Below are 23,543 nucleotides of genomic sequence, written 5' to 3' on the forward strand. Positions count from 1 at the left end.
TTTAAAGATGCAATACACGAAAACAGGTTTATCGATTCTCGCCTCCATGATGCTAACTTTGACGGGGTGCGGCGGCAGCTCGTCATCTGGATCTTCCGATGATGGGGGTTCTCCCGTTTCGGATACGGCGTCTTATGCTCCATTGGATGCGACCGATTCGGCTTCGGCAGCCTATTTGGATTTGGCTTCTGGTCATACTGTTTCCGAAGCGGATCCTTGGCAAATGGCTTATCAAAAATATGTTGGGTTTTCCATCAATAGTGATGACGGTATTGAAGCCTGTATCGCTAAACAATATGACGAGTTGTACGATGGAAACGGAGACGCGGTTAAAGATGAATTTATGGCGTTGAATAAAGATAACACAATTGCCGATTTCAATGCGGTGACTCGAACATCCTGTACCGATTTCAGTACGGATGGCGCCACGTCTCAGTTCAAAGATTGGTACACCTATGATTCCAGTACCCATGTGATAACGGTCAATACGGATGATTCTAACGGATGGATCGTACGTTCTTCAACAGATGACGGTAACGGAAACTATGCTTATACCCGTTTAAAGGCGACCGCTTATGATGCCAACGGTATCACTTTTGATAGTGAATTATGGGATAACAATACGCAAACTTTTCAAACGGCCGTTTCGACCGGTCCTTTAGATTCTTCTGGTGGCACCGTGTATTGGAATATGGAAACTAACACGAGTAGCACAACCGAAATGGATGGTTGGGACTTGAAGCTTGAGCGTGTGGGGTATTCGACCGAAATTTTTGTAAACGGTGGCGTTTCTGGGGATGGTGATGCCGGAGTCGGCAGTGCCCTGCAAGTGGCGAATGTAGATGCTGTGACGGATCCATCGGATACCAATCAAGTCTATAAATATTTTGGTGATTCTGCCTCTGGACCGATGACTAGCCCGGGAACTTACGGGGCTTTCGAATATGGAGTCGGTGGTGATAATCATGATATGTGGCCAACGTTTGCCGTTTATCTGTTTAAGGATGGCGATCGTTATTACAAAGCGCAAGTGGTCAGTAATTATGGTTCCGATGGTTCCCTCGCCAGCGGAAATCTATATATCCGTTATGAAGAGGTGCTTGAGTAATGTCGAATTTGGCGGAATTACAACGTAAAAAATCCGAGCTTCTGGCGGGCGATAAACCGCCAAGAGCGCGGGAAGCCGCCAAGCGGCTGGGCGTTAGTGAAGCGGAATATGTAGCGTTATCTTGTGGAGACACTTCGGTGATGTTGGATCGGGATGCGTTCGTCTCGATTCTGCAGGCATTGCATCGTGCCGGCCAAGTCATGGCGCTGACGCGTAATGATGCGGTGGTGCTGGAACATCACGGCGTTTATCGTAACCCAGTGGTTAAGCACAACCATGTGATTTTCACCGACCCGGAAATGGACTTGCGTTTGAAGGTCACGGCTTGGAAATACGGTTTTGCGGTGGATGAAAACGGGCGTCGGAGTTTGCAGTTTTTCGATGCTTACGGCCAGGCGGCCCACAAAATCTACATGACCGATGCGTCCGACCAAACCGTTTACGACGATTTGGTGGCGGAATATCGCACGGAGGACGGTTTTGAGCAGATGAGTGTTCGCACCAAACCATCTTCCGGACCGTCGGCCATGCCGAAGGTGGAAACCGAGGCGATTCAAAAAGATTGGCAAGCGTTGGAAAGCGCCCACCACGTCAATGCCTTGCTCAAAGCTTACGGTCTGACGCGCCCCCAGGCTTATCGTCATTTGGGTGACAATGCCATGGCCTTGCAAAAGGATGCCTTGAAATCCCTGCTTGAGCAAGCGGCCGAGGAAAGTTGGCCGTTATTGATGTTCGTGCCGAATGGCAGTGCCACGCAAATTCATAATGGTACGGTGCATAAATTGATGGAAATGGGGCCTTGGTTCAATGTGCTGGATCCCAAGTTCAATATGCACGCCAATTTAGAACTGGTGACCGAGGCCTGGTTGGTTTACAAGCAAACCGATGCCAAGCCGGTGGCCTCGATGGAGTTGTTCGACGCCGACGACAAAGCGGTGATGATGGTGTATTTGCACCCTGAAGCGCGTTCGTCTCAGATGACCGGGCGCTGGGAAAGCTTTTTGAAATCTTTGAAATTAGAAGAGGTGGCCGTATGAAACCACAAATGTTATCGCGTGTGACAATGGCGGAAAACCGCCAGGCCTGGCCGTTTTTGGTGTTGGGTGGCGTATTCACCGCTTATGCCATGTTGGCCTTGTTGTGGCTGATGACCGGCACAGCGCATGCCGCTGAAAAGCCGCGGGTGGTGGCGATTGACGGTTCCATTTCCGAAATCGTCTATGCGTTGGGAAAAGGGGATTTGATGGTTGGGCGTGACATCACCACCACTTACCCAGAAGAGGCGGCCAAGCTGCCAAGTGTCGGTTACATGCGCCAGTTATCGGCAGAAGGCATTTTGTCGTTGAAGCCGACGCTGGTGCTGGCGACAAAAGATGCCAAACCGCAAAATGTCCTGACCCGTTTGCAAGACGCCGGAGTGCATGTTGAAATCGTTGACAACGTCTATACGCCGGAAGGTGTAGAGGCTAAAATTAAGCAAATCGCCGAGGTGCTTGATGCTCAGACAGCCGGTGAGCAATTGGCGGCGAAAGTTCGAAAGTCGGTTGAGGATGCTAGGGTTTATGTCGAAAAAACGGTTAAACAACAAGGAAAACCGGCTAAGGCGCTTTTCGTGTTGAATATGCGCGGCGGTAATATGATGGTGGCCGGAAAGCACAGCCGAGCGGACAATATGATGCAATTGGCCGGTATTGTGAACCCGGCAGCCGAGCAGTTCAACGGTTATAAGCCACTGACGGCGGAAGCCGCCGTACAGTATAATCCGGATTATTTGTTAACGATGAAGCATGGCGTCAGTTCAGCAGGCGGCAAAGATGAGATGCTGAATGCGCCTGCGATTCAAATGACCGAAGCGGGTAAGCATAAGCGTCTTGTGGTGATGGACGATGGTTTTTTAACCTTTGGCCCTCGGCTCGGTGAAGCGATTGAATCTTTGGTGCAACAAGTTTATCCGACCGAATAATTTAATTATGTTAAAGATGTTAATGTGGTTGTCAGCAAGACTGAAATCGCAAATGAAGGTTTTTGTTATATAAAGAGGTTTTGCACAAATAAGGCGTGACAGGCCCCTTAAACTGGCTGGTTGGATTGTAAAAACGTAGTGAATCATAGTGGCTGACTGTATAACGGACACACGGTGGTTTTTATAGTTTGTTCGGTATCTCTGTTTTGTGCTTAGGTTCCTAGGATGCAAAGGTCTTTAAGACTTGTTTAGAAAAAGGAAAATTTGTGAGGTTGATGAACTCGCCAGTTTTGGCGCTTTTTATGTTGGCATTTCTGACATTGATTGTGAGTCTGTATTCGCTTACTGTAGGGGCCATTTCGGTCGACAGCCTACAGGTTATTTCTGCATTAGGCGGTTGGCAGGACGATTTTCAAACCGCTTTAGTGGTGAATGAAATCCGTTTGCCGCGTTTATTGCTTGGTTTATTGGTTGGCGCTGGGCTTGCCGTTGCCGGGGCAGCGATGCAGGGGCTTTTTCGCAATCCGCTGGCGGATCCAGGCTTGGTAGGTGTTTCCAGTGGCGCGGCTTTAGCGGCGGTGACGGTGATTGTCCTCGGCAGTTCCTTTCTGAGTCAGTGGGTGGTTTTTTGGGGCTTTTTTGCGTTGCCAATAGCGGCCTTTTTGGGTGGCCTTTTTGTGACTTGGCTGATTTACCGCGTGGCGACTAAAAACGGTCGTACCGATGTCGGTTTGATGCTGTTGACGGGGATTGCCATCAACGCCATCGCCGGTTCTACCACCGGTATTCTGACGTATTTCGCCACCGATGAGGAGTTGCGCACCCTGACGTTTTGGACTATGGGGTCTGTGGCCAGTGCTTCTTGGCAAGATCTGGCCATTGCGACGGTTCCTATTCTGGTCGCTGTGGTGATCTTGCCGTATTTCGCTCGTCCACTGAATGCCTTTTTGATGGGTGAGGCGGTGACCTCGCATATGGGGTTCAACGTCAAACAATTGAAGTGGGGGGTGATTGCACTCACCGCCTTATCGGTCGGCGCGGCGGTGTCGGTCAGCGGCGTGATCGGTTTCGTTGGCCTGGTGGCACCGCACATCGTGCGACTGATATTGGGGCCGGATCATCGTTGGGTCTTGCCGGGCAGTGCTTTGGTCGGGGCGATTCTGGTGGTGGCGTCGGATATGTTCGCGCGCACGGTCCTGTCGCCGGCGGAACTGCCGATTGGCATTGTCATGTCGGCCATTGGCGGGCCTTTCTTCCTGTGGCTGTTAATTCAACGTCGATCACGTGTTGGATTTTAAAGGACGATTATGCTGATTACCGAACATTTAAACATTACCTTGCAAGGGCAGTCGATTCTCAAGCACATCGATTTGATGATCGAGCCCGGTTCCATCGTGTCGATTCTCGGGCCGAACGGCGCTGGGAAATCCACCTTGATGAAAAGCCTGAGCGGCGACATTTCGGATGGTCTGAATCAGGTGATGCTGGAAGGGCGCAAACTGAAAGAATATTCGGTGCCGGAACTCGCCAATTATCGGGCGGTCATGCCGCAGTCGGTTCAGTTGGACTTTCCGTTTCTGGTGTCGGAAGTCATTGAAATGAGTTTGCTGACGGCGGTGTCGCATTACGAACGTGCCGCCTACGTCGAACGCGCCTTGGCGATGTTCGATGTGACCCATTTGAAAGACCGCAATTATCTGACGCTGTCCGGCGGCGAGCAGCAACGCGTGCAATTGTCACGGGTTATTGCCCAGATTACCCATAAAGCCGACGACCGCAATCGTTATCTGTTTCTGGACGAATGCACCTCCAGCTTGGATTTGGCGCATCAGCACCAGGTGTTTGAAGTCGTGACCGAGGTGGTGAAAACGCATCGCATCGCCGCGATTATGGTGTTGCACGATTTAAATTTGGCCTCACAGTATTCGGACCGTCTGGTGTTGATGAACCAAGGGGAAATCGTCAGTCAGGGAACGGTGGATGAGGTGTTGCAAGAAGAGCGCATCACGGATGTCTATGGGTATCCGGTGAAAGTCACGCCCCACCCCAAAGGCTGGCCGATGGTGATTCCGGCGTGATCGGCTCTCAGGATGATTTCGAATCGGATGGGTTTTGTCTTATCCGCAAGTGTTTCCCTGTTGAAAAAATTCTGGCTGTTCGTCGGGCATGGGACGAATTTCTGGCGGAATGGTCGCCTCGTGACTTTGTCGAATCCGGTGCAAGTCGTCAGGATTTTGTTGTGCTGGGTGAGTTGGATGCCTCTCGAACCCCGGGGGGTTCGTTAACACCTTCCGAGCAGGAGGAGCTGTTCATTCTAGGAGATTTGCATCGTTATTTTCCACGTGCTTTTGATGTGATTGGTTTGTCAGCTCTGCAGGCCTTGACCGCTAGTTTACTGGAATGTTCGGTAGGCGATCTGGTTTATGATTTTTCGAATTTAACGCGTAAAGCGCCGCGTATCGGGCCGAATATGAATTGGCATCGTGATATGGGTAATCGCTATATTTCGTCTCAGAACGGTGATGCTTTTTTGCGGGTTTTGATTCCGTTGGATGTTAGTCGAGAAGAAAACGGCACCTTAGGGGTTTTTCCAGGCAGTCACCGTCGCACCACTTCATTGCCGATTCGATCCGAGCTGGAGGCTCTCGGAGCACCGTTTTGGTTAGACATGGTGCCTGGAGATGCTGTTTGGATTCATCCGATGTTGTTGCATGGTGGCGGGCCGAACCGTTCGGAAAATGATCGAAACTTCCTCATTGTGCAGCTTAGTCGACGGGGTGTGGATAGCAACATTAATTGCGGGGACGCCACCAGCGGTCAATCCTTTTCGGACATTATTCATCGGGTTCTGACCAGGCCTAGTGCTTTTAAAAAAACTCTAGATTAACTTAAAGGCTCCCCTCCCTAACAGAGCTTCTCCAACCTCCGAGATTTTCTAACCCGGCAGGCCGTCGGCTCTGGGTTGGGTGAGCCAAGTGTGATAACGCCACCAATAGCCGATAAAGGCACCTGTCCAAAGTAATCCCGCCAGTACGTACAGCCCGTTTTGCATCTCAGGAAACGCCGGAATCAAGAGGCCGCGAATCAGCGTGGCGGCGGTAATCAGTACCACGCCCATTTTTAGCCAGCCGAGCCGGGTGAGCGGACGGCCAGTGTGAATGTGGCTGACAACCATTAAAACGATAAAGTAAGCCAGACCCAGTGCGCCCATAGTCAAAAAATGTCGGAAATGAGCGGATATTTGAACGTTTTCTTGCAACGCATCCCATCCCATAAGACCGTATCCGGCACCAAATAACGTCAATAGAATCATAATCGGCCAAACCGTCGGGAATTTGAGAATGAAGGTGTCGGTTCGGAAAAAATCATTCAAGGTGTTGAACAGAGCGGCCATGACCGCCAGATTCAACCAGGCCTGGGCGGAATTGCCGGGAAACAACAGTTCCGTTAAGGTCGCGACCGAAAGGCTGAATATGGCCAGATTATAAGCGGGCGGTCTGGCCAAGAAACGCTCGTCAATGTGTTCCTGTGCAAACCATTCATTAATGGATTGGGTGGCGATGCGACGCACGGCGACCAAAACCAAAATCATAAATGCACCGATGGAGGCTTGCAGGACGGCAAAACTCGACAGTGGAACCCATTCGGCTTCGGCGGCAAAAAACAGGGCCTGGCAGACAATGATTAGTCCGTAGGCGAGCGCAAGCCCCCATTGTCGTTTCAGCGGGTCTGTGAGGATCGGTTTCCCGACCAGCCAAAGCACATAAGGTAGAAAAGCCAGATGAATAATGGCGACGCCATAGACACCAATGACATCCATTCCCCAAAAGGCTAGGCGTCCGGCTAGCCAGAGTGCGACGAGTCCGAATAAGGTTCGTCCGTTCACGGGCGGTGTGCCGTCGAAAAATTCCGGTACAGCCGTCATAATGAAAGCGGCCATCATGCCGGAAGTGATGCCGAACAACAGTTCATAAATATGCCAATTCAGCGGCGAAGAGGGAAACGACACCGGCCACCAGCCGATCCAAAACGCTACCCACAAGAAGGCATTCAAGGTCAGCCCCCAAGGAACCAACCAGAAAAATGGCCGAAAACCGTAGGCGAAAATTGGTTTTGGATGGTTTGCCGGTCCGGTCAGGCTGGTGAGAAAGTCATTAAAACGGGAAGAGGAAAGCCAGTTCATGCAGTTTGTTTCCCTCGCTGGGTGATGTTGAGTTCAAAGGTGTCGATAATGCAGGGGTCACTCAGCAATTGACGCAGTCCCTTATGGATATCATCATCCGTGCGTGTGTTCAAGGATGTGGTCAGTTCGATTTGGCAGACGATGCGACCCGGTGAATGACCCAGCACCAGTATGCGATGGCTGAGTTTAATGGCTTCGGCTAAGTCGTGAGTGACGAACAGAACCGACAGGTTGTGTTGGGTAACTTGTTCAATCAAAATTGATTGCAGTTCTTGTTTCAAGCCAATGTCGAGCGCGGAAAAGGGTTCGTCCAAAAACAGAATTTCCGGTTTCAGCACCAAGGCGCGGGCAAAAGAGACGCGTTGGCGCATGCCGCCGCTGAGGTCTTTCGGGAATTTGTCCAGGTCGCTGATTTTTAAACCGAACTCCAATGCGATGCGGCGGGCTTTTTTATACCGTTCCTGGCGCGAAAAACCGCGGGCTTTCAAGCCGAAAGCGATGTTATCCAAAGTGGTTTTCCAAGGCAGTAAACGGGCTTCCTGAAAGGCAAAAGCCTGGGAGGAAAATTCATTGTCAATATGTCCGTTTTCCACTTCCAATAAGCCGCTGCAAAGATGCAGTAGAGTGGTTTTACCACCGCCGCTTGGGCCGACAATCGAAACCACTTCGCCTTGCCGTAACGAGAAGTGGATGTCGGCCAGAATGTCGGTCGGGCCGAAGCGGTGACTGAGGTGGGATACGTTCAGTTGCGCCATTGTTCCACCTCTCGTTTAATCGGTTCCAGCAATAAATATTCGACGACCAGTAATACCAGCACCATCACGGTAATCAACGCCATGGCATCGGCAGAGTTGAAATGGCTGCGTGCCACCGCCAGGTCCGCACCGATGCCGTCCGGTGTGGTGAGTAGTTCGGCCATGACGACAATTTTCCAACTCATGCCCAAAGCCGAAATCCAAGCCGGAAATACATAGGAAAACAGGTGCGGAAATACCAGGTCGGTGAGTTTCATCCAAAACGGCGGTTGGAAGCTGTCGCTCATTTCCAATAAATCGCCTTCCAGTGTCCGTGTGCCTTGTAATGCGCCGATGAAGATAATCGGGAAGGCAGCAATGACGACGGTGAAAATCACACTTTCATCGGTCATACCGAACCAGAGCATCGCCAAGACAATCCATGCAATCGGCGGGACGCCCATGATAATGGTAATCAAAGGGCGGCTCATCATGGCGGCCGTTACAAAAGTGCCGGCAAGCATCCCGAGTGACGTGCCCAGCAATAAGGCGATGCCGAATCCCCAAAGGGCACGTTGAACGGTAATCCAGAGTGACTGCCAAAGTTCGGGCGACTGCACCATCTGCCACAGGGTAAGAAGCGTTTCTCTCGGGGAGGGCAGAATCAAGCTGCCGTTGAATTGATGACCGAGATCCCAAAGTGCCAGAAACAGAAAGATACTCGCCAGAGCGCCCCAGCCGCTCCAAAGGTAACGAGGAAATTCTTTTAAGATTTGTGCAAGTGCGTTCATGATGCGGTTTTCGTAACGGGAATGGCGAAAATATTAGCATAACTGTAAACATGATTGATGCCATTTAAAAACTAAATAGGTGGAGTTTAATAATCTTAATGATAATAATTATTGTTTATAATTATGTTCTATAATAGAATGCTGATATCGCTTTGGCGACCTATTTTAGGCGCTTTTCGACATTCAAAACGAATAAAACCCATTTCAGGCATCGTTCGCTAATTAAAAGGAATTGATGAGGTTGGTTGCCTGGTGAAAGTTAAATTAGGAACCAAAATGAAACTGAAAGAACAGACGATTTTACTTTCTTCAGCCATGTGGGCGGCGTATGCCGCCCCTGTATGGGCTGAAGAACGCTCAAAGGCCGAGACAAAGCTTGAAACTGTGGTTATTTCCGCGACAAAAACCGAGAAATCGATTGATAAGGTTACGGCGTCGGTGGACGTCGTTACCGAGGATGACATCGAGAAGATGGGGGCCATCACCTTAAAAGATGTGTTCCAAAATACACCAGGCCTGGTATTGCAATATGGCACTTTTCCATCCGGCAGTTCGGCTTCGAAAAGTTCGGTGAATATTCGCGGCCTAGGCACGACCGGTACCCTGTGGTTGCTGGATGGCCGTCGCTTGGCGGGTGAGGTGAACAATCCTTACGATATGGATCGTTTTCCGGCCGCCATGATTGAACGCATCGAAATCGTTAAAGGGCCTATGTCGGCACTTTACGGTGCGGATGCCGTCGGCGGCGTCATTAATATCATTACCAAGCAGCCGAAGGATACATTTGTGGCGGATGTGAGTGTGTCCGGCGGTGCCAATGGGGAAGGTGAGGGCTCCAATAAACAGGTCAATGCCAATGTGCGCGGCGGTGTGGGTGATTTTCGCGGTAAATTCTTTATGTCGGTCACCGATTCCGGCGCTTACTATGAGCAAGAACAGACGGATACCACCGTCACCGGAAACCAGGTCAAGCCGTCCACGCGCCCGGCACCGCTGAATAATATTCAGGACAGTTACGATGTCGATGTCAGTTATCGTGAGAACGCGACCGTTAAGACGGTGGGGGGGCGAGGCGAATATGATGTCTCCAACGATTTGACCGTGGGAGCGGAAGTGTACTGGATGGACGAAGAACGCTATGGTTCCTATCGCGGTACCTATCATCCTACGGGTTATAAAATGAAAGGTAATGCCATTCCGGCCTATGATGTGCCAGTGAACTCTAAAGATGAAAACGAACGTTATGATATGGCGGTGGATGCTCAGTATTTCGTCAACGATGATTTGGACATTGATTTCCGCGTTTATCGCTCTTATTACACTAAGCGTAATACCACGACGTTGCAGCACTATCAGGATTTTGGTTATGCGAGCAAATCGGCGTCGGCTTCCAACGGCATGAACGCCAATGTGGACGTCACTTCTTATGAATTGAGTTCGAATTGGGCACCGGTGGAAAACCATCTGTTGACCGGTGGCGTTGAATATCGCCAGGAAAAACGTGAAGCGACCGTCTTCAGCCAATCCAGCGACATGGACACGCGCCGAGTGTCGTCTCAGGCGATTTATTTGCAGGACGATTTTACTCTGAGCGATACCTGGTCTTTGACCGCCGGTGGACGCTATGATCAATATGATCAGGCCGCTTACACCGACCAAAATGGCCTGGATCATGACAGTTCAACCGATTCCGAAAGTACTTTCCGCCTTGGCGTTTTGAAAAATTTTCATCCGCTCTTGAATGCGCGTGTGAATGTGGCGCAAGGTTTCCGAGTACCGGATTTACGCGAATTGTATATTCAAAAACAAACGCCGGCGGGCCAGCTCTTAGGCGCACAAACAGTGGACACCAGCCAGGGCAAGGACGCTTATGACTTGAAGCCGGAAAAAACCTTAAGTTATGAGTTGGGTGTTAATGGTGCGACCAGTGATTTCTCATACAGTGTCACGGCCTTCCTGAACCAGATAAACGATAAAATCCAGCAGGTGAGCGTGGCCGGAAACAAGACGGATTATTATACTTTCCAGAATGTGAGCGATGCCGAAACCAAAGGGATGGAATTGAATCTCGGTTACCAGTTCTTGAACAATTTAAAAGGGCGGTTTTTCTGGACCGAGTTGCGTACCGAAAACAAAGATACCGGCAAACAATTGGAGTTTAACCCGGATCGTGTCGTTGAATTGAGCTTGGATTGGGATGTGACCAGTCGTTTCCGATTGGGTGCTTATGCTGTCTATACCGGCGAACAATATTACGTTGAAGACTCGCAAGGTCATTACACCGACCCTTATACCTTGACGAATTTGACCGGCGGATACCGCTTCGGTGAAAGCAAGCAAATCGATTTGTACGGGGGGATCAACAATGTGCTTGACCAAAAAGTCGATAAAGTCATCGGTTCCAATGTCGGTACCTATTATTTTGCTGGCGTGAGAGTCGGTTTTTAACCCCTACGTTGATGATAAATATGCCGGCGAAGTAGGTCGCCGGCTTACGGATAAGGAACAAATCATATGATGTTCAAAAGCTGGGTACGTTGGCCGCTCACTTTATTATTGGTGGCAGCTTCCATGATGACGATGGCCGCGGAAAAATTGCCGAAACTGGTGTTGTCCGGTCCCTTCGCCGGGGTGTCCAACCCTTTGATTCACATGGTGGAAACCGGTGCTTTAAAAGAGTTTGCCGAGGTAGTGGAATTTAAACCCTGGAACGGTGCGGATCAACTGAAGTTGATGGCGTTGGGTAAAGGGAGTTTTCAAGCCGATTTCATTGCCATGCCTTCCAATGTGGCCGCCAACCTGTACAACCGAGGGGTGGATTTGAAACTGATGAATATTTCGGTGTGGGGCATTTTGTGGATGGTGTCGCGTGACAATAATCTCAAGACCTTAGCCGATTTCAAAGGCAAGGAAATTGCCATGCCGTTCCGGGGGGATATGCCGGATATTCTGTTTGAGCAATTGGTGAAAGCGGAAGGCTTAGACCCTAAAAAAGATTTTAAACTGCGTTATACGCCGCACCCATTGGATGCGATGCAGTTGTTGATCATGCGTCGGGTGGATCATGCTCTCTTGCCGGAGCCGGCCATTTCCATGGCATTACGGAAAACGAAATCGTTTCCCATCAGTGTGATTGCGCCCGATCTGTATCGCAGTGTCGATTTGCAGGCGGAGTGGGGCCGGGTATTTAAGCGCAAAGCGCAGGTTCCCGAAGCCGGGATGACGGCAATGCCAAGTGTGCTTGAACAGCCGGCGTTGCTGAAACGGTTTAATGAAGCCTACGCCGAGTCCATGCAATGGTGTCTGGACAATCCGAAAGCGGCGGGAGTGATGGTGGCGAAACACATTGCGTTGCTGACGCCGGAAGCGGTGGCGGATTCCATCGAAATCACGAAGTTTGACGTGGTGCCGGCTTTACAGGCAAAAGCGGAGTTGGAGTTCTTTTACCGGCAGTTGATGCAAAATTTACCAGACCTGGTCGGGGGTAAGTTGCCGGATAACGGCTTCTACTACACGCCTTAACGCCAGTCTTCATTTCATATCATTTTTGCCATCCGAATCAGGATGGCGTCACTTCAATTTCGATGTGCGACAGCGTTTCCTGCAACACTTTGGGGGAGCTGTTTTCAACGGTTCTTAAAGGTTTATTGAACACGGTGCAACTGGAACGTGCGGCGTGGCAGAGTGCTTGATTCGGACAGTCGTCCGGGCAAAAGACTTCGTCGGCTTGTTGAATCGCTTCGCAGACGGCTTCAATTTGATCACTTTCGGGAGTGATGAGCTCGCCGTGGTAATGTTGCACAATGGCTTTGTAGGCTTTGATCAGTTCCGGAGATGCGCCGACATAGGCGATTTTTCGACCGTTCAGGTTCGGCGGTTGTTGGCTGTCCAGAACGTGTAGGTAATCTTCTTCCAAGGCTTGATACTGTGCCCTTAATTCCGCGATGGTTTGTTTCGCGGCCTGCAGTTCCTGTTTCAGTCGACGGTTTTCGTTCAACAGGTGTTTGGCTTGATTGGGATGTGTGGGAAAAACGTGAGCGTTTTTCATGGTGAATCACCTCGCTTTTTAATCGGTTATTTGGGCTGGAAATTACGGTTTCAGGCCCAGGTTAGGAATAGATGGATATAGTAGTAGAGCGCCACATAAAACAACATGAAGACTCCTTTAAACCATTGTGAAGGTTAAAAAATGAGTAGTGTGAGGAGCACTACTCTAAGCGGAGGAGCAAGAAAATTAAGCCGGCATCTTCGAGGAGAGAGATAGGTGAATGCCAGCTTAAACTGGTTCGGCAGAAGTCAGTTCACTTCAGCCATGTATTTTTTTAAACGCCCTTGGTTCATGGCGAACCCAGCTTTAATGGTGTCGGCCTGTTTCATAGCGTCGTCTTTATTGGTGGCGTTTCCAACTTGTATCACTCCATACATGGCCATGGACTTATGCGGTAAACAGTAATAAATATTGATGCCTTCCTGTTCGAATTTGACTTTGCCACCATCGAACCCGACTTCCCACTTTGATCCGTCTGGCGTGACTTCCGAAATGGCGTTGTGTCCAGCGTCCACGGCAATAAAATTAACGGTATCGCCCGGTGCTATTTTCAGGTAACCCGGTTCAAAGACCATGATGCCGTCCGCACCGGAGTTCAACATTTTTACTTCATGCTCGGCGGCATAAATGTTGGTGGAGGCAGACAAAAGTCCGGCGGTTAGGAGCAGGTTTAGAAAACTGCTGCGTTTCATAAGTGTTTTTCCTTATGTTTTTTAAATCCTTATGGTCTTGCCATAATGGGGTTGGTTGTTTCGTTTTATCGTAATCTTTAGAGAATGCTATCATTAATGATAATTGTTATCAATACTATTATTTAAAAAAATGTTAAAAATTTTTTTGGATTATTTGATTTAAAGGCTGAGGGCCGCGGGTGAAAAATAGGTGGAGGGCTTTATTTCGTGCTTTGACGCGTATAAGGGTCTTATTAAAATAAGGAATGAACCATGACAGAATTGATCGAAAAACGGATCCGTTTTTTTCGTTTAGCAACTTTAAACTTGGGAATGTCGTTTTACTGTGGGGGCTTTTAACGGTCTCGAGTATGTCTCTTGCCGGACTGTCAAACATACAAAAAGTGAAATATGCCACACCCATACCGAATTTAATGATGCTGTATTGGAGGGTGCAACGGATGCCGAGGTTGAGGGTTATAATCGCGAGGTTCTAAAGAAACGCGCGGATTTGATTGATCTGAAAGCCCGTTGTGTCAAACGTATGCGCCAAACCTTGGATGAGAAGTAGTGGAATCGGTTGGTGGCGTTATATCAAAAACGACGTCAAGCAATGATGGGAGCGTCGAAAAAAGTCAATGAAATGCAATCATTTCTTAGAGTATCGTCAATGCTTAAACTTATGGTAGTTGTGTTAATGCAAGGTGATAAATTGAACCTTTCGCCTGAGGAGGAGGTGGATGCCCGAGTAAAAATGGGAATAATTTAGAAAAAAAGAGCGCCGCATGAAAACGCCGCTCGAATCTAGGAGGAGCAAAATGAATCCGACCCAGCTCTTATGCTTAGGAGAGAAAAAGCAGAGATCGGCAAAACGCTCGCAAAAATAAGCGTCATTTCACTTAATTATAAATACTATACTAAATAATAATAATTATCAATATTATTTTGTAGTTTAACTTTTAATCCGGCTTGGCGGTTTTGATCATGTTCTGTTTGGCGTGGATAAGACCTTGTCTAGCGTAACCGGGGTTTTGGCGGGTTCGCCAATGAAATACCCTTGCGCGAAGTCGATGTCGAGGCGTTTCACGGCGTCGAGAATCTCGGCACTGCTGACGAATTCGGCAATGGTCTGGATGTCTTTTTTCTTGGCGAAGGAGACGATGGACTCGACGATGTCGTAGGCGTCCTGATTTTCCGCCAGTTGCTTGATCAGTGAGCCGTCGATTTTGATGAAGTCGGCGTGCAGTTTCAGCAGGTTCTCGAAATTGGCGTAGCCGGCACCAAAATCGTCGATGGCGATTTTACAGCCGAGCCCTCGCAGTTGGTCGATGAACTTTTCCACCTTGACGAAGTCGGTGATTTCTTCGGACTCGAGGATTTCCAGGGTAATGCGTTCCGGATGGCTGAATTGCTCAACGTGTTTGAGCAGGTAATCGACGTAATCCGGATTGGTCATGTCGGTGGCGGAAATATTGATGGAAAAAGCTTGCTCGGAACGCTTAAAGGCTTGGAAAGCCTTGGCGACGACCCGCTTCGAGAGTAGCGGGTATTTTTTGGTCTGCTGGGAGACTTCCAAAAAGAAAAACGGTGAAATCACCTTGTCGTCCGGTTCGAGCATGCGCACCAGGGCTTCGTGTTTCTCGATGCGGCCGCTACGTAAGTTCAGAATCGGCTGAAAGAAGGTGGTAATGCGGTCTTCCAGTAAGGCCTGGTTCAGTTTTTCCGACCACATGAGGTTGTCGGCACGCTGTTGATAGGTGTCGATAGCCGGCGAATACACCAACACGTCTTGGTGGGTGTTTTTGGCGTGACGCATCGCCACTTCCAGTGAGTTCAGCAGGTTTTCCTTCGGTTCGAAACTCAGGGCCAGGGTTTGGTTGATGTAGATATCTTGCGATTGCACGGTGATCTTATGGTTCGACAAGCGGTTTCGCAGCTGAATCATCTGTTGCTCGAATCGCTTCGCGTCCGGTTCGTCCGAGGTCAGCACCAATTGATCGGAACCAAGGTGGTATACGTGAGTGTCGAGCGGTTTATAAAGGAAAAGGTGCAGCAGGGTGCTGATGAGCATCTGGTCGCCGAACTGGTGGCCGAAATACTCGTTGACCTGCTTGAAATTGTCCAGATCGAACAACGCCAGTTGCGGGTGTTTGAGGGTGTCAATGGCTTCCAGCAAGGCCACTCGGTTCGGGATGTTCAGTAAACGCGAGGTTTTGACGGCGGTTTCCAAGTCCATCTGTTTGGTGATCAGCGCCGTGACTTCGTGGCGGATGGCGAGGTATTCGATGAACCGTCCCTGATCATCTACCAGCGGCACTAATGTCATTTCCACATAGTAGGGCTCGCCGTTTTTCTTGCGGTTTTTCAAAGTGCCTTTCCAGACCCGGTTGGATTGAATCGTTTGCCACATTTCCTTGAACACATTGGTCGGGGTATCCGGATGACGCAGGATGCTGTGGGGTTGGCCGATGAGCTCGTCACGGGTGTAGCCGGTGAGGTTCAGCAGATTGTTGTTAACGTAGGTGATGCTGCCGTATTGATCCGAGCGGGAAATGAGATTGCTCTGATCGAGAGCATTGTTCATCTGGTCGTTGATTTGTTGCGTCGCTTTCGCCTGGGCTTTATAGGCGAGGAAGTCGGTCAGGTCTTCGATGAAACCGTAGTATTCGATGACGTGGCCTTGGTCGTCGCGGATGATTCGGGTGTGATCTTTAATCCAAATCCAGCGGTCGTCTTGTGTTTTCAACCGATAAGGTACATGAATCAGGCTTTCCAGGCCTTCGTCCGCGGCCTGGCTCAGCTCGTCGATGACCTGTTGTCGATCTTCCGGGTGGACGATGTCGGCGTATTGAACCTTTCCAGTCGTCCAGTCCGAAACAGCATAGCCCAGCAGTCGTTCAGTGGCTTCCGAAGCATAGATAACCGGCCAGTTTTCGGTGTTCTGCCATCGAAAAAACGCATAGGGCGCTTGATTCAGATAGGCTTCGAAACTCAGTGGTGGCATGGAAAGTTCCAGTAATGACGACCTTGTCGTTAAAGCCGCGTTAAATTAGATGAATAATGCCATTTTATCCCATGCCACGGGTAGAGTAAAATAAGCCGCTTTAAATATAAGGGTTTAGCGATGTTTTACGAACCCGGTCGGTAACACCACGCTGGGTGGAATTTCCCTCAAGTTTGCCCACAGGGGAAAAGTGAGGGTGTAAAATAACCGACAGATTACATTTGCAGAACTTACAGACCGTTTTATCATGTCAGACACCGAAACATCGCCAACCGAATCCACCCCGAAAAAAGCCAAAAAGGATTGGATCAAACCGCCTAAATCCATTCTGAAATTGGTGGGGCGCGCCGTTGCACAATACCAGATGATCCGGGAAGGCGACCGCATTTTGCTCGGGTTGTCCGGCGGTAAGGATTCGCTGGCGTTATTGGTGATTCTCAAGCATTTGCAACGCCATTCGCCCATCAAATTCGAGTTGGCGGCCTGCACCATCGACCCGGAAATCCCAGGGTTCGATCCGTCGCCGTTGAAAGAGTGGGTCGCGTCGATGGAAATTCCTTATTTTTATGAATCCGAAGATCTGGTCGCCTTGGCGGATGCGCATATGAAAGGCAACTCCTTTTGCAGTTTCTGCGCGCGTCAGAAACGCGGCAAACTCTATACGGTTTGCCGACGTGAAGGTTATAACGTTTTGGCGTTGGCGCAGCACTTAGACGATTTGGCGGAAAGCCTGTTGATGTCGGCGTTCAATGCCGGGGAATTGCGGACCATGAAAGCGCATTACCTGAATAATGAAAAAGACATCCGCATTATCCGGCCGCTGGTGCGGGTGCGCGAAAACCAAACGCGGGATTTTTCCGAATCCGCCGGGTTGCCGATTATTCCCGACAACTGCCCGGCCTGTTACGCCAAACCACAGGAACGTCAGCGCATGAAAGAGTTGCTGCGGGAGCAGGAGCAACACAACAAACACCTTTACGCCAACCTTTGGCATGCCATGCAACCGCTGGTGGCGGACGACAATCATGCCGGCGCGGCGCAGTTAACGGATGAAGAAGAGGGCGGATGATGGCGGATGCTCCGAAACAGGATTGGCGCGGCCGATTGTTCATCGGACTGTTACGGTTTTTCGCCTGGTGGCCGTTGCGTGTTAATCATGCCATGGGTGCCGCCATCGGTTACCTGCTGTGGTGGGTGCCGAATTCGCCGAAACGCATCTCGTCCATTAATCTCAAAATCGCTTTTCCGGACGCGTCCGAAGTCGAGCACCGTGCGCTACTGAAGCAAAGCCTCATCGAGTTGGGCAAAACCACCACGGAGCTTGGCCCGCTTTGGTTGTGGCCGAACCAAAAGGTGCTGAATCTGATTCAGGAAGTGGACGGCGAAGAACTGGTACAGGCGGCCTTTGATAAAGGCAAGGGCGTCATCGTGCTGTCGCCGCACATTGGTGCCTGGGAAGCGATGGGCTTTTATTGGTCGAGTAAATACCCGATTACCAGCTTGTATCGTCCGCCGAACTTACCGTCGATTGAAACCTTTATGCGCGATGTGCGGGAAAGAGGCAGTGCCAAGCTGGTGCCGACCGATTTATCGGGCGTGAAAGCCTTACGCAAAGCCTTGAACCAGAATGAAATGGTCGGCATCCTGCCCGATCAGGACCCGGGCAAAAGCGGTGGTGTCTATGCACCGTTTTTCGGGCACCCGGCCCGGACAATGGTGTTGGTGTCGCGTTTGGCGGCCAAAGCGCAGTGTGATGTCTTGTTCACCTTTGCCGAGCGATTGCCGAAAGGGCGTGGTTATCGTCTGAACATTCTGCCGGCCGATACAGGCGTCGCCGATCGTGACGAACAAACCGCCGCCGAAGCCTTGAATCGAGGCGTAGAAGCCTGCGCCCGGCGCGTACCGACACAATATCAGTGGAACTACAAACGCTACAAGCATCCGCCGGAAGGCGTGGCTGATGTTTACAAACAATAGTCAAAAGTAGCCAGGCCTGGGCGTTTTGTTGAATGCGGGCGATAGCCAAGGGGAGGAATGAATGCGACTCTTTTTTGCGATTCCAGTCGATGCGGCCTGTACGGAACAACTCAAAATGCGGCTGGCGGCGTTCCAGGCCCGTCCGGAAATGGGCGCAATGAAATGGACGCCGCCGCCGAACTGGCATTTGACCTTGTCGTTTCTCGACGAGGTGTCGGACGCGGATTATCAAGCGATTCGGCAGTCAATGTCGGATTGGTTCGCGGAAGGCATGAGCTATTTTGACGCCGAACTGCTGACGCTGGGCGGCTTTCCCAATTCTAGAACCGGCCCTTTCTGGGTGGCGAAGTTGGATGCGACCTTGATGATGCAATCGTTGGTTCGGGAAATCGACGACCACTTGAGACCGTTGGGCTTCGCCAAGCGCAAGCATGCGTTTCGGCCACACATCACGCTGGGGAAATGGAAAGGTGCGTCCGATGACTTTCCAACAACCGACGAGCCATTGGAGCCGATTCAGCTGCGGGTGGATCGCTTGAATCTTTATCAGAGCGTTTTGGCGCAATCTTCGCCGCCGGAATATCGCCTTTTGAATAGCCTGCCCTTAGAGACTTATTGAAAAGACTTATTGAAACCTAATTGAACCTACTGACGTTTTGGTGTCCGTCAGGACGACGTTTTCTGCCCTTTATTGACCGTCAGCACCAGTACGCCAGCAATCACCAGCGAGATGCCGATGGCGTGATAAACGCTGAAGGGTTCACCCAGTAACCAAACCGCCAGGCCGATGGTGACGATGGGCCCCAAGGTCCCGATGATGCCGGTTTGTGCCGGTCCGATCCGCGCAATGGCTTCGGCAATCATAAAGCTGGGGATGACGGTGCTGAAAATCGCCAGCAGAATCAGCCACAACCAAGCCATGGGCGTGACATTCAAATGCTCGAAACCGATGAGCCCGGCAAAATACGCCAGCACGAAAAAGCTGGAAACACTCATCGCCAGGCTGGTAAACCAGAGACTACCGACTTGGTGAATGATCTTTTTACTGAACAGTACATAAAAGGAGAAGCTGAGCGCGGCCAAAAACACCAGCAAGGTGCCCAGCCAAGTATGGTCGCTGCCCAGTTTTTCAGCGATGGACTGTTCCTGGTTAAACACCAGCCAAAGACCGCCGTAGGTGATGAGCAGTGATAGGAAAATTTTGCGTGTGATGGGCGTTTTGAAGAACAAGGCACCGAGTAGCGCCACCAGAATCGGATAGGTAAACAGCGTTAAGCGCTCCAACTGCGCGGAAATCATTTCCAAGCCTTTCAAGTCAAGCCAGGAGGAGAGGAAATATCCGATAAAGCCGAGAAAGAAAATCCAGCCGAATTTTTCCCAACGGTTGTCCGGATGACGTCCAGGCGTTCGCGCCAGCCAGACCAGAATGGCTAAGTAAATCGGCAAAGCAATCGCCATGCGTAACATCAACACGCTGTCGGTGTTGAGGCCTTCGGCATAGGCCAGCTTGATGAGGATGGACTTCAGGGAAAACAAGGCGGTGCCGAAGATGGCAAGAAAAAAACCGATTCCGCTCGGCGATTGAGTGAAAGCTCGAATCATAATGCGGGTTTCGTGGCAATCATCCAGGCATAACGGTGGGATGCATTGCCGTCGGCCAGCCAGCCTTCGCCTTGAATGTCGACCTTGAAATTCGACCAGGCCTGGCCGTTTTCGGTCAGCTTGACCAGTTCGCCGGGGGTCAGGTAAAAATCCGGGTTTTGCGGGCCGTTGGGCTGCACCGGGCCCAAAAAGGTTTGCACAAACACTTTCCCACCCGGTTTCAGGGCCTGAGCGATTTGTGGCCAGAGCGAGCGGTTCAGATAGCGGCTGAGGGTGATGACGTCGTACTGTTGATACGGAAACAGCATCTGGTCAAAATCGCTGATGGTGCAGTGAATTGGCTGTCGGTGTACGGCAGCCCAGTTATTGAGGTGCGTCAAAGCCACATCGGAAATATCCCAGGCATCCACCGTTAAGCCGCATTGCGCCATCAGGCGGGCATTGCCTCCCAAACCACAGGCCAAATCCAGTGCCCGGCCTTTCAGGGGCAGTTTTTTAAGGTGTTGTTGCAGTACCCAAGCCGGGCGAACCGGCTGTTTCGGGTCGGACTCCGCATACTTGCGATCCCATTTTTTGGCGGTTTCCGACATTATTTTCTCCAGAAAGACGCCGTGAACAGCACCAGTAAGGTGAAGATTTCCAGACGGCCCAGCAGCATGGCAAAGGTCAGAATCCACTTGGCCGGATCGGACAGGCTTTGGTAGTTGGCCGAGGCTTGGCCGAGGGCGGGGCCGAGGTTGTTGATGGTCGCGGCGACGGTGGAGAAGGCGGTGATCTGGTCGAGCCCGAGTGCCATCAGCAGCAACATGATGAAAATGAACGATACCACGTACAGCGAAAAGAAGCCCCAAACCGCCGCAATGACGCGATCGGGAATCGCTTTGCCATGCAGTTTTACCGGCATCAAAGCGTTGGGGTGCAGTAACCGACGAATCTCACGACTGCCTTGTTTGGCGAGCAGAATGAAGCGGATGACTTTCATCCCCCCGGCCGTGGAGCCCGCCGAGCCGCCGATAAACGTCATCATGATCAGCATCACCGGCACAAAGGCGGGCCAAACGGTAAAGTCGGTATTGGCGAAACCGGTGGTGGTGGCGATGGAAACGGTTTGGAACGCGCCATAACGTAGAGCATCTTCCCACGATAAATAGACGTCATGAAAGAACAGGTAACTGCTGCTGACTAGGATGCCGACTAAAATCAGCAGTGCATAGATTTTGAATTCCGGGTCTCCGAAATACGGGCGGGCCGAGAGGTTTCGGAAAGCGGAAAAGTGCAGGGCGAAGTTGATGCCGGCCAGGAACATGAAGAACATGGCAATCAACTCGATTTCGACGTTGTCGAAATGGCCTATGCTGGCGTCATGCGTCGAAAAGCCGCCAATGGCAACGGTGGAAAAACTGTGCGCGAAGGCATCAAACCAGTCCATGCCCGCCAGCCAGTAGCCCAACGCGCAAGCCAATGTCAGCCCAAGGTAGATGTACCATAAGGCTTTGGCCGTTTCGGAAATACGCGGCGCCAGTTTGGTGTCTTTCATTGGGCCGGGCATTTCGGCACGATACAACTGCATGCCGCCGATGCCGAGCATTGGCAAAATGGCGACGGCGAGAACGATGATCCCCATGCCTCCCAGCCATTGCAGTTGCTGGCGATACCACAACATGGAATGCGGTAAGGCGTCGAGGCCATTAATGACGGTGGCCCCGGTGGTGGTCAAGCCGGAAAACGATTCGAAAATCGCGTCGGTCAAAGAGATATAGATATTGGACGCGAAATACATCGGAATCGCCCCGGCAAAGCCGAGCACGGTCCAGAACATGACGACAATCAAAAAGCCATCACGGATTTTCAGCTCGTGACGTTCTCGACGGTTGGGTAGCCAGAGCAATAAGCCAAGCGAAAAAAGGCCCAGGCCTGACAAAGCGAAATCGGAAGAACCGCCGTCGTGGTAAATCAATGAAATGATAAAGGGTGGAATCAGCGTTAAGCTGAAGACCATCAGTAGGATTCCCAGAACTTTTAGAATGATTTTTGTGTGCATAACCTATCCGGGTTTCACCTCTAGAACCAAGCTTTCTTTTCTTTCGGTGTGAAAAGTTCGGTGACTTCGGCGGCCTGAGTCGGATCGTTCAGGAATAGGATCACGTGGTCTTCCGCCTCGATGGTCAGGTCGCGGTGCGAAAAATGCACCGCATTTTCACGCACGACACAGCCGATGGTGATGCTGCTCGGCCATTGAATTTCGCCGATGGTTTTGCCGATCAGCTCTGACGAATTTTCACTGCCGTGAACGATGACTTCCATTGCTTCGGCGGCACCGCGGCGTAGGGTAAAGGCTTTCACCGTGTCGCCTTGGCGCATGTAGTGTAACAGGCGGCTGGTGGTGATTTGGTCGGCGGAGATGGCCACATCGATGCTGTTGAGTTGAATCAGGTCCACATAGGACTGGTTGTTGACCAGCGCAATAACCCGTCGTACGCCGAGTTTTTTGGCCAGCATGCCGGAAATGATATTGGCTTCGTCGGAGTTGGTCAGGGCGAGGAACAAGTCGATTTCGTCGATATTTTCTTCGATCAGCAACGATTTGTCGGCCACGTCGCCGCGAATGACGATGGCCTGTTTCAATTGTTCCGAAATTTGCCGGGCCTGGGTAATGTTGTGATCGATAATCTTGACCTGGTGTTGTTTTTCGAGCTCTTTGGCCAGGTTAAAACCGATGTTGCCCCCGCCGGCAATCATAATGTTGCGGGATGGCCGCAATTTGTGACGGCGGAGTTCCTGAACGATTTTTGGAATATTGAAAGGTTCGGCCAGGAAGAAAACTTCGTCGCCGACTTGAATGGTGACGTCGCCGGTGGGGATGACGATTTCGTCGCGTCGGTAGATCGCCACAATTCGGTGTTGCACGCCGTCCGGCATATATTGTTTGATTTCACGGATTTTTTTGCCAACGATCATGCCACCGGAATAAGCACGAATCGCCACTAAACGCACTTTTCCGTCGGCGAAATCGACGACCTGTAGGGAACCGGGGTATTCGATTAACTGCAGAATATAGTCTTTAACCAATGTTTCCGGGCTGATCAGGACATCGATGGGAATGGCGTTGGTGTTTTGATAACGGTCGAACAGCTCGGGGTGGTTCAGGTAGCTTGGGCTTCGAACTCGGGCAATTTTGGTCGGCGTCTTGTACATGATGTGCGCCAGTTGGCAGGCCACGATATTGGTGTCGTCCACTTGGGTGGCGGCAATCAGCATATCGGCCTCTTCCAGTCCGGCCTGAACCAACACGTCCGGGTTGGAAGCGTGGCCGTCGACGGTGCGGATGTCGAGACGATCCTGTAATCGCTGAAGGTGAGTTCGGTCAAGGTCCACGACCGTGACGTCGTTGTTTTCGGTGGCGAGTAGCTCGGCCAATGAGGTTCCAACTTGTCCCGCGCCAAGAATAATAATGTTCATATG

The 23,543-nt window shown here is 50.9% G+C and carries 21 protein-coding genes; 11 read left to right on the plus strand and 10 right to left on the minus strand.

Going from position 1 to position 23,543, the window contains the following annotated elements; genetic code table 11:
* Positions 1 to 7: 7 nt before the first annotated feature.
* From AC0KH7_RS00595 to AC0KH7_RS00620, 6 genes are all read left to right on the plus strand, one after another.
* Positions 8 to 1,108 (plus strand): HmuY family protein, encoded by a 1,101-nt coding sequence (locus tag AC0KH7_RS00595; RefSeq protein WP_472369770.1) that lies wholly within the window; start codon positions 8 to 10, stop codon positions 1,106 to 1,108.
* Positions 1,108 to 2,145 (plus strand): ChuX/HutX family heme-like substrate-binding protein, encoded by a 1,038-nt coding sequence (locus AC0KH7_RS00600; RefSeq protein ID WP_472369772.1) that lies wholly within the window; start codon positions 1,108 to 1,110, stop codon positions 2,143 to 2,145. The genes AC0KH7_RS00595 and AC0KH7_RS00600 overlap by 1 nt, the downstream gene beginning before the upstream one ends.
* Positions 2,142 to 3,071, plus strand: coding sequence for a heme/hemin ABC transporter substrate-binding protein (locus tag AC0KH7_RS00605; protein ID WP_472369774.1), 930 nt, complete (start codon positions 2,142 to 2,144; stop codon positions 3,069 to 3,071). The genes AC0KH7_RS00600 and AC0KH7_RS00605 overlap by 4 nt, the downstream gene beginning before the upstream one ends.
* Before the next feature lie 275 nt (positions 3,072 to 3,346).
* Positions 3,347 to 4,369: a FecCD family ABC transporter permease gene (locus AC0KH7_RS00610; protein ID WP_472369776.1), complete on the plus strand. Its 1,023-nt coding sequence runs from the start codon at positions 3,347 to 3,349 to the stop codon at positions 4,367 to 4,369.
* Between the two features lie 9 nt (positions 4,370 to 4,378).
* A complete protein-coding gene (locus AC0KH7_RS00615) occupies positions 4,379 to 5,149 on the plus strand; it encodes a heme ABC transporter ATP-binding protein (protein WP_472369777.1) in 771 nt (256 codons plus the stop codon).
* On the plus strand, positions 5,146 to 5,958 hold the full coding sequence (locus AC0KH7_RS00620) for a phytanoyl-CoA dioxygenase family protein (RefSeq protein WP_472369779.1): 813 nt from the start codon (positions 5,146 to 5,148) through the stop codon (positions 5,956 to 5,958). Before AC0KH7_RS00615 ends, AC0KH7_RS00620 begins: the two co-directional genes overlap by 4 nt.
* Positions 5,959 to 6,006: 48 nt before the next feature.
* On the opposite strand, the gene AC0KH7_RS00625 is transcribed toward AC0KH7_RS00620, so the two are convergent.
* The 3 genes from AC0KH7_RS00625 to AC0KH7_RS00635 are packed head-to-tail and all read right to left on the minus strand — an operon-like array spanning position 6,007 to position 8,779.
* Positions 6,007 to 7,254, minus strand: a complete 1,248-nt coding sequence (locus AC0KH7_RS00625; RefSeq protein ID WP_472369781.1) for an NnrS family protein — start codon at positions 7,252 to 7,254, stop codon at positions 6,007 to 6,009.
* A complete protein-coding gene (locus tag AC0KH7_RS00630) occupies positions 7,251 to 8,009 on the minus strand; it encodes an ABC transporter ATP-binding protein (RefSeq protein ID WP_472369782.1) in 759 nt (252 codons plus the stop codon). The genes AC0KH7_RS00625 and AC0KH7_RS00630 overlap by 4 nt, the downstream gene beginning before the upstream one ends.
* A complete protein-coding gene (locus AC0KH7_RS00635; protein WP_472369784.1) occupies positions 7,997 to 8,779 on the minus strand; it encodes an ABC transporter permease in 783 nt (260 codons plus the stop codon). Before AC0KH7_RS00635 ends, AC0KH7_RS00630 begins: the two co-directional genes overlap by 13 nt.
* Positions 8,780 to 9,055: 276 nt before the next feature.
* On the opposite strand from AC0KH7_RS00635, the gene AC0KH7_RS00640 reads away from it, so the two are divergent.
* Positions 9,056 to 11,227, plus strand: coding sequence for a TonB-dependent receptor plug domain-containing protein (locus tag AC0KH7_RS00640; RefSeq protein ID WP_472369786.1), 2,172 nt, complete (start codon positions 9,056 to 9,058; stop codon positions 11,225 to 11,227).
* A 66-nt stretch (positions 11,228 to 11,293) separates the two neighbouring features.
* Positions 11,294 to 12,301 carry an ABC transporter substrate-binding protein gene (locus AC0KH7_RS00645; protein ID WP_472369788.1) on the plus strand — a complete coding sequence of 336 codons (1,008 nt, stop codon included), beginning with the start codon at positions 11,294 to 11,296 and terminating at the stop codon, positions 12,299 to 12,301.
* A gap of 37 nt (positions 12,302 to 12,338) precedes the next feature.
* Here the strand turns inward: AC0KH7_RS00645 and AC0KH7_RS00650 are convergent, their stop codons facing one another.
* From AC0KH7_RS00650 to AC0KH7_RS00660, 3 genes are all read right to left on the minus strand, one after another.
* Complete coding sequence (locus AC0KH7_RS00650; RefSeq protein WP_472369790.1) at positions 12,339 to 12,827, minus strand: hypothetical protein; 489 nt, start codon at positions 12,825 to 12,827, stop codon at positions 12,339 to 12,341.
* Between the two features lie 248 nt (positions 12,828 to 13,075).
* Positions 13,076 to 13,519 carry a plastocyanin/azurin family copper-binding protein gene (locus AC0KH7_RS00655; RefSeq protein ID WP_472369792.1) on the minus strand — a complete coding sequence of 148 codons (444 nt, stop codon included), beginning with the start codon at positions 13,517 to 13,519 and terminating at the stop codon, positions 13,076 to 13,078.
* A 961-nt stretch (positions 13,520 to 14,480) separates the two neighbouring features.
* Positions 14,481 to 16,502 (minus strand): EAL domain-containing protein, encoded by a 2,022-nt coding sequence (locus tag AC0KH7_RS00660; RefSeq protein WP_472369794.1) that lies wholly within the window; start codon positions 16,500 to 16,502, stop codon positions 14,481 to 14,483.
* A gap of 247 nt (positions 16,503 to 16,749) precedes the next feature.
* Here AC0KH7_RS00660 and AC0KH7_RS00665 point away from each other — a divergent pair, with 247 nt between their 5' ends.
* The 3 genes from AC0KH7_RS00665 to thpR all read left to right on the plus strand — a co-directional run bounded on the left by AC0KH7_RS00665 (position 16,750) and on the right by thpR (position 19,098).
* Positions 16,750 to 17,571, plus strand: a complete 822-nt coding sequence (locus AC0KH7_RS00665; RefSeq protein WP_472369796.1) for a tRNA 2-thiocytidine biosynthesis TtcA family protein — start codon at positions 16,750 to 16,752, stop codon at positions 17,569 to 17,571.
* The gene (locus AC0KH7_RS00670) at positions 17,568 to 18,479 is read left to right on the plus strand and encodes a lysophospholipid acyltransferase family protein (protein WP_472369798.1); all 912 of its coding nucleotides are present in this window, start codon (positions 17,568 to 17,570) and stop codon (positions 18,477 to 18,479) included. The genes AC0KH7_RS00665 and AC0KH7_RS00670 overlap by 4 nt, the downstream gene beginning before the upstream one ends.
* Before the next feature lie 61 nt (positions 18,480 to 18,540).
* Complete coding sequence (thpR, locus tag AC0KH7_RS00675; protein ID WP_472369800.1) at positions 18,541 to 19,098, plus strand: RNA 2',3'-cyclic phosphodiesterase; 558 nt, start codon at positions 18,541 to 18,543, stop codon at positions 19,096 to 19,098.
* A gap of 47 nt (positions 19,099 to 19,145) precedes the next feature.
* Here the strand turns inward: thpR and AC0KH7_RS00680 are convergent, their stop codons facing one another.
* From AC0KH7_RS00680 to trkA, 4 genes are read right to left on the minus strand one after another with little or no spacing between them, the layout of a single operon-like run.
* Positions 19,146 to 20,081 (minus strand): DMT family transporter, encoded by a 936-nt coding sequence (locus AC0KH7_RS00680; protein ID WP_472369802.1) that lies wholly within the window; start codon positions 20,079 to 20,081, stop codon positions 19,146 to 19,148.
* The gene (locus AC0KH7_RS00685; protein WP_472369803.1) at positions 20,078 to 20,671 is read right to left on the minus strand and encodes a class I SAM-dependent methyltransferase; all 594 of its coding nucleotides are present in this window, start codon (positions 20,669 to 20,671) and stop codon (positions 20,078 to 20,080) included. Before AC0KH7_RS00685 ends, AC0KH7_RS00680 begins: the two co-directional genes overlap by 4 nt.
* On the minus strand, positions 20,671 to 22,122 hold the full coding sequence (locus AC0KH7_RS00690; protein ID WP_472369805.1) for a TrkH family potassium uptake protein: 1,452 nt from the start codon (positions 22,120 to 22,122) through the stop codon (positions 20,671 to 20,673). The genes AC0KH7_RS00685 and AC0KH7_RS00690 overlap by 1 nt, the downstream gene beginning before the upstream one ends.
* 20 nt (positions 22,123 to 22,142) lie before the next feature.
* A complete protein-coding gene (gene trkA, locus AC0KH7_RS00695) occupies positions 22,143 to 23,540 on the minus strand; it encodes a Trk system potassium transporter TrkA (protein WP_472369807.1) in 1,398 nt (465 codons plus the stop codon).
* Between the last annotated feature and the right edge of the window lie 3 nt (positions 23,541 to 23,543).

Origin of the sequence: Hydrogenovibrio sp., assembly GCF_965140365.1 — a bacterium.
GTDB lineage: Bacteria > Pseudomonadota > Gammaproteobacteria > Thiomicrospirales > Thiomicrospiraceae > Hydrogenovibrio.

Coding starts and splice junctions, on each gene's coding strand:
- AC0KH7_RS00615 (WP_472369777.1), top strand. CDS start 4,379: ATGCTGATTACCGAACATTTAAACATTACCTTGCAAGGGCAGTCGATT.
- AC0KH7_RS00625 (WP_472369781.1), bottom strand. CDS start 7,254: ATGAACTGGCTTTCCTCTTCCCGTTTTAATGACTTTCTCACCAGCCTG.
- AC0KH7_RS00605 (WP_472369774.1), top strand. CDS start 2,142: ATGAAACCACAAATGTTATCGCGTGTGACAATGGCGGAAAACCGCCAG.
- AC0KH7_RS00645 (WP_472369788.1), top strand. CDS start 11,294: ATGATGTTCAAAAGCTGGGTACGTTGGCCGCTCACTTTATTATTGGTG.
- AC0KH7_RS00635 (WP_472369784.1), bottom strand. CDS start 8,779: ATGAACGCACTTGCACAAATCTTAAAAGAATTTCCTCGTTACCTTTGG.
- AC0KH7_RS00680 (WP_472369802.1), bottom strand. CDS start 20,081: ATGATTCGAGCTTTCACTCAATCGCCGAGCGGAATCGGTTTTTTTCTT.
- AC0KH7_RS00640 (WP_472369786.1), top strand. CDS start 9,056: ATGAAACTGAAAGAACAGACGATTTTACTTTCTTCAGCCATGTGGGCG.
- AC0KH7_RS00600 (WP_472369772.1), top strand. CDS start 1,108: ATGTCGAATTTGGCGGAATTACAACGTAAAAAATCCGAGCTTCTGGCG.
- AC0KH7_RS00690 (WP_472369805.1), bottom strand. CDS start 22,122: ATGCACACAAAAATCATTCTAAAAGTTCTGGGAATCCTACTGATGGTC.
- AC0KH7_RS00670 (WP_472369798.1), top strand. CDS start 17,568: ATGATGGCGGATGCTCCGAAACAGGATTGGCGCGGCCGATTGTTCATC.
- AC0KH7_RS00595 (WP_472369770.1), top strand. CDS start 8: ATGCAATACACGAAAACAGGTTTATCGATTCTCGCCTCCATGATGCTA.
- AC0KH7_RS00650 (WP_472369790.1), bottom strand. CDS start 12,827: ATGAAAAACGCTCACGTTTTTCCCACACATCCCAATCAAGCCAAACAC.
- AC0KH7_RS00685 (WP_472369803.1), bottom strand. CDS start 20,671: ATGTCGGAAACCGCCAAAAAATGGGATCGCAAGTATGCGGAGTCCGAC.
- thpR (WP_472369800.1), top strand. CDS start 18,541: ATGCGACTCTTTTTTGCGATTCCAGTCGATGCGGCCTGTACGGAACAA.
- trkA (WP_472369807.1), bottom strand. CDS start 23,540: ATGAACATTATTATTCTTGGCGCGGGACAAGTTGGAACCTCATTGGCC.
- AC0KH7_RS00655 (WP_472369792.1), bottom strand. CDS start 13,519: ATGAAACGCAGCAGTTTTCTAAACCTGCTCCTAACCGCCGGACTTTTG.
- AC0KH7_RS00660 (WP_472369794.1), bottom strand. CDS start 16,502: ATGCCACCACTGAGTTTCGAAGCCTATCTGAATCAAGCGCCCTATGCG.
- AC0KH7_RS00665 (WP_472369796.1), top strand. CDS start 16,750: ATGTCAGACACCGAAACATCGCCAACCGAATCCACCCCGAAAAAAGCC.
- AC0KH7_RS00630 (WP_472369782.1), bottom strand. CDS start 8,009: ATGGCGCAACTGAACGTATCCCACCTCAGTCACCGCTTCGGCCCGACC.
- AC0KH7_RS00610 (WP_472369776.1), top strand. CDS start 3,347: ATGAACTCGCCAGTTTTGGCGCTTTTTATGTTGGCATTTCTGACATTG.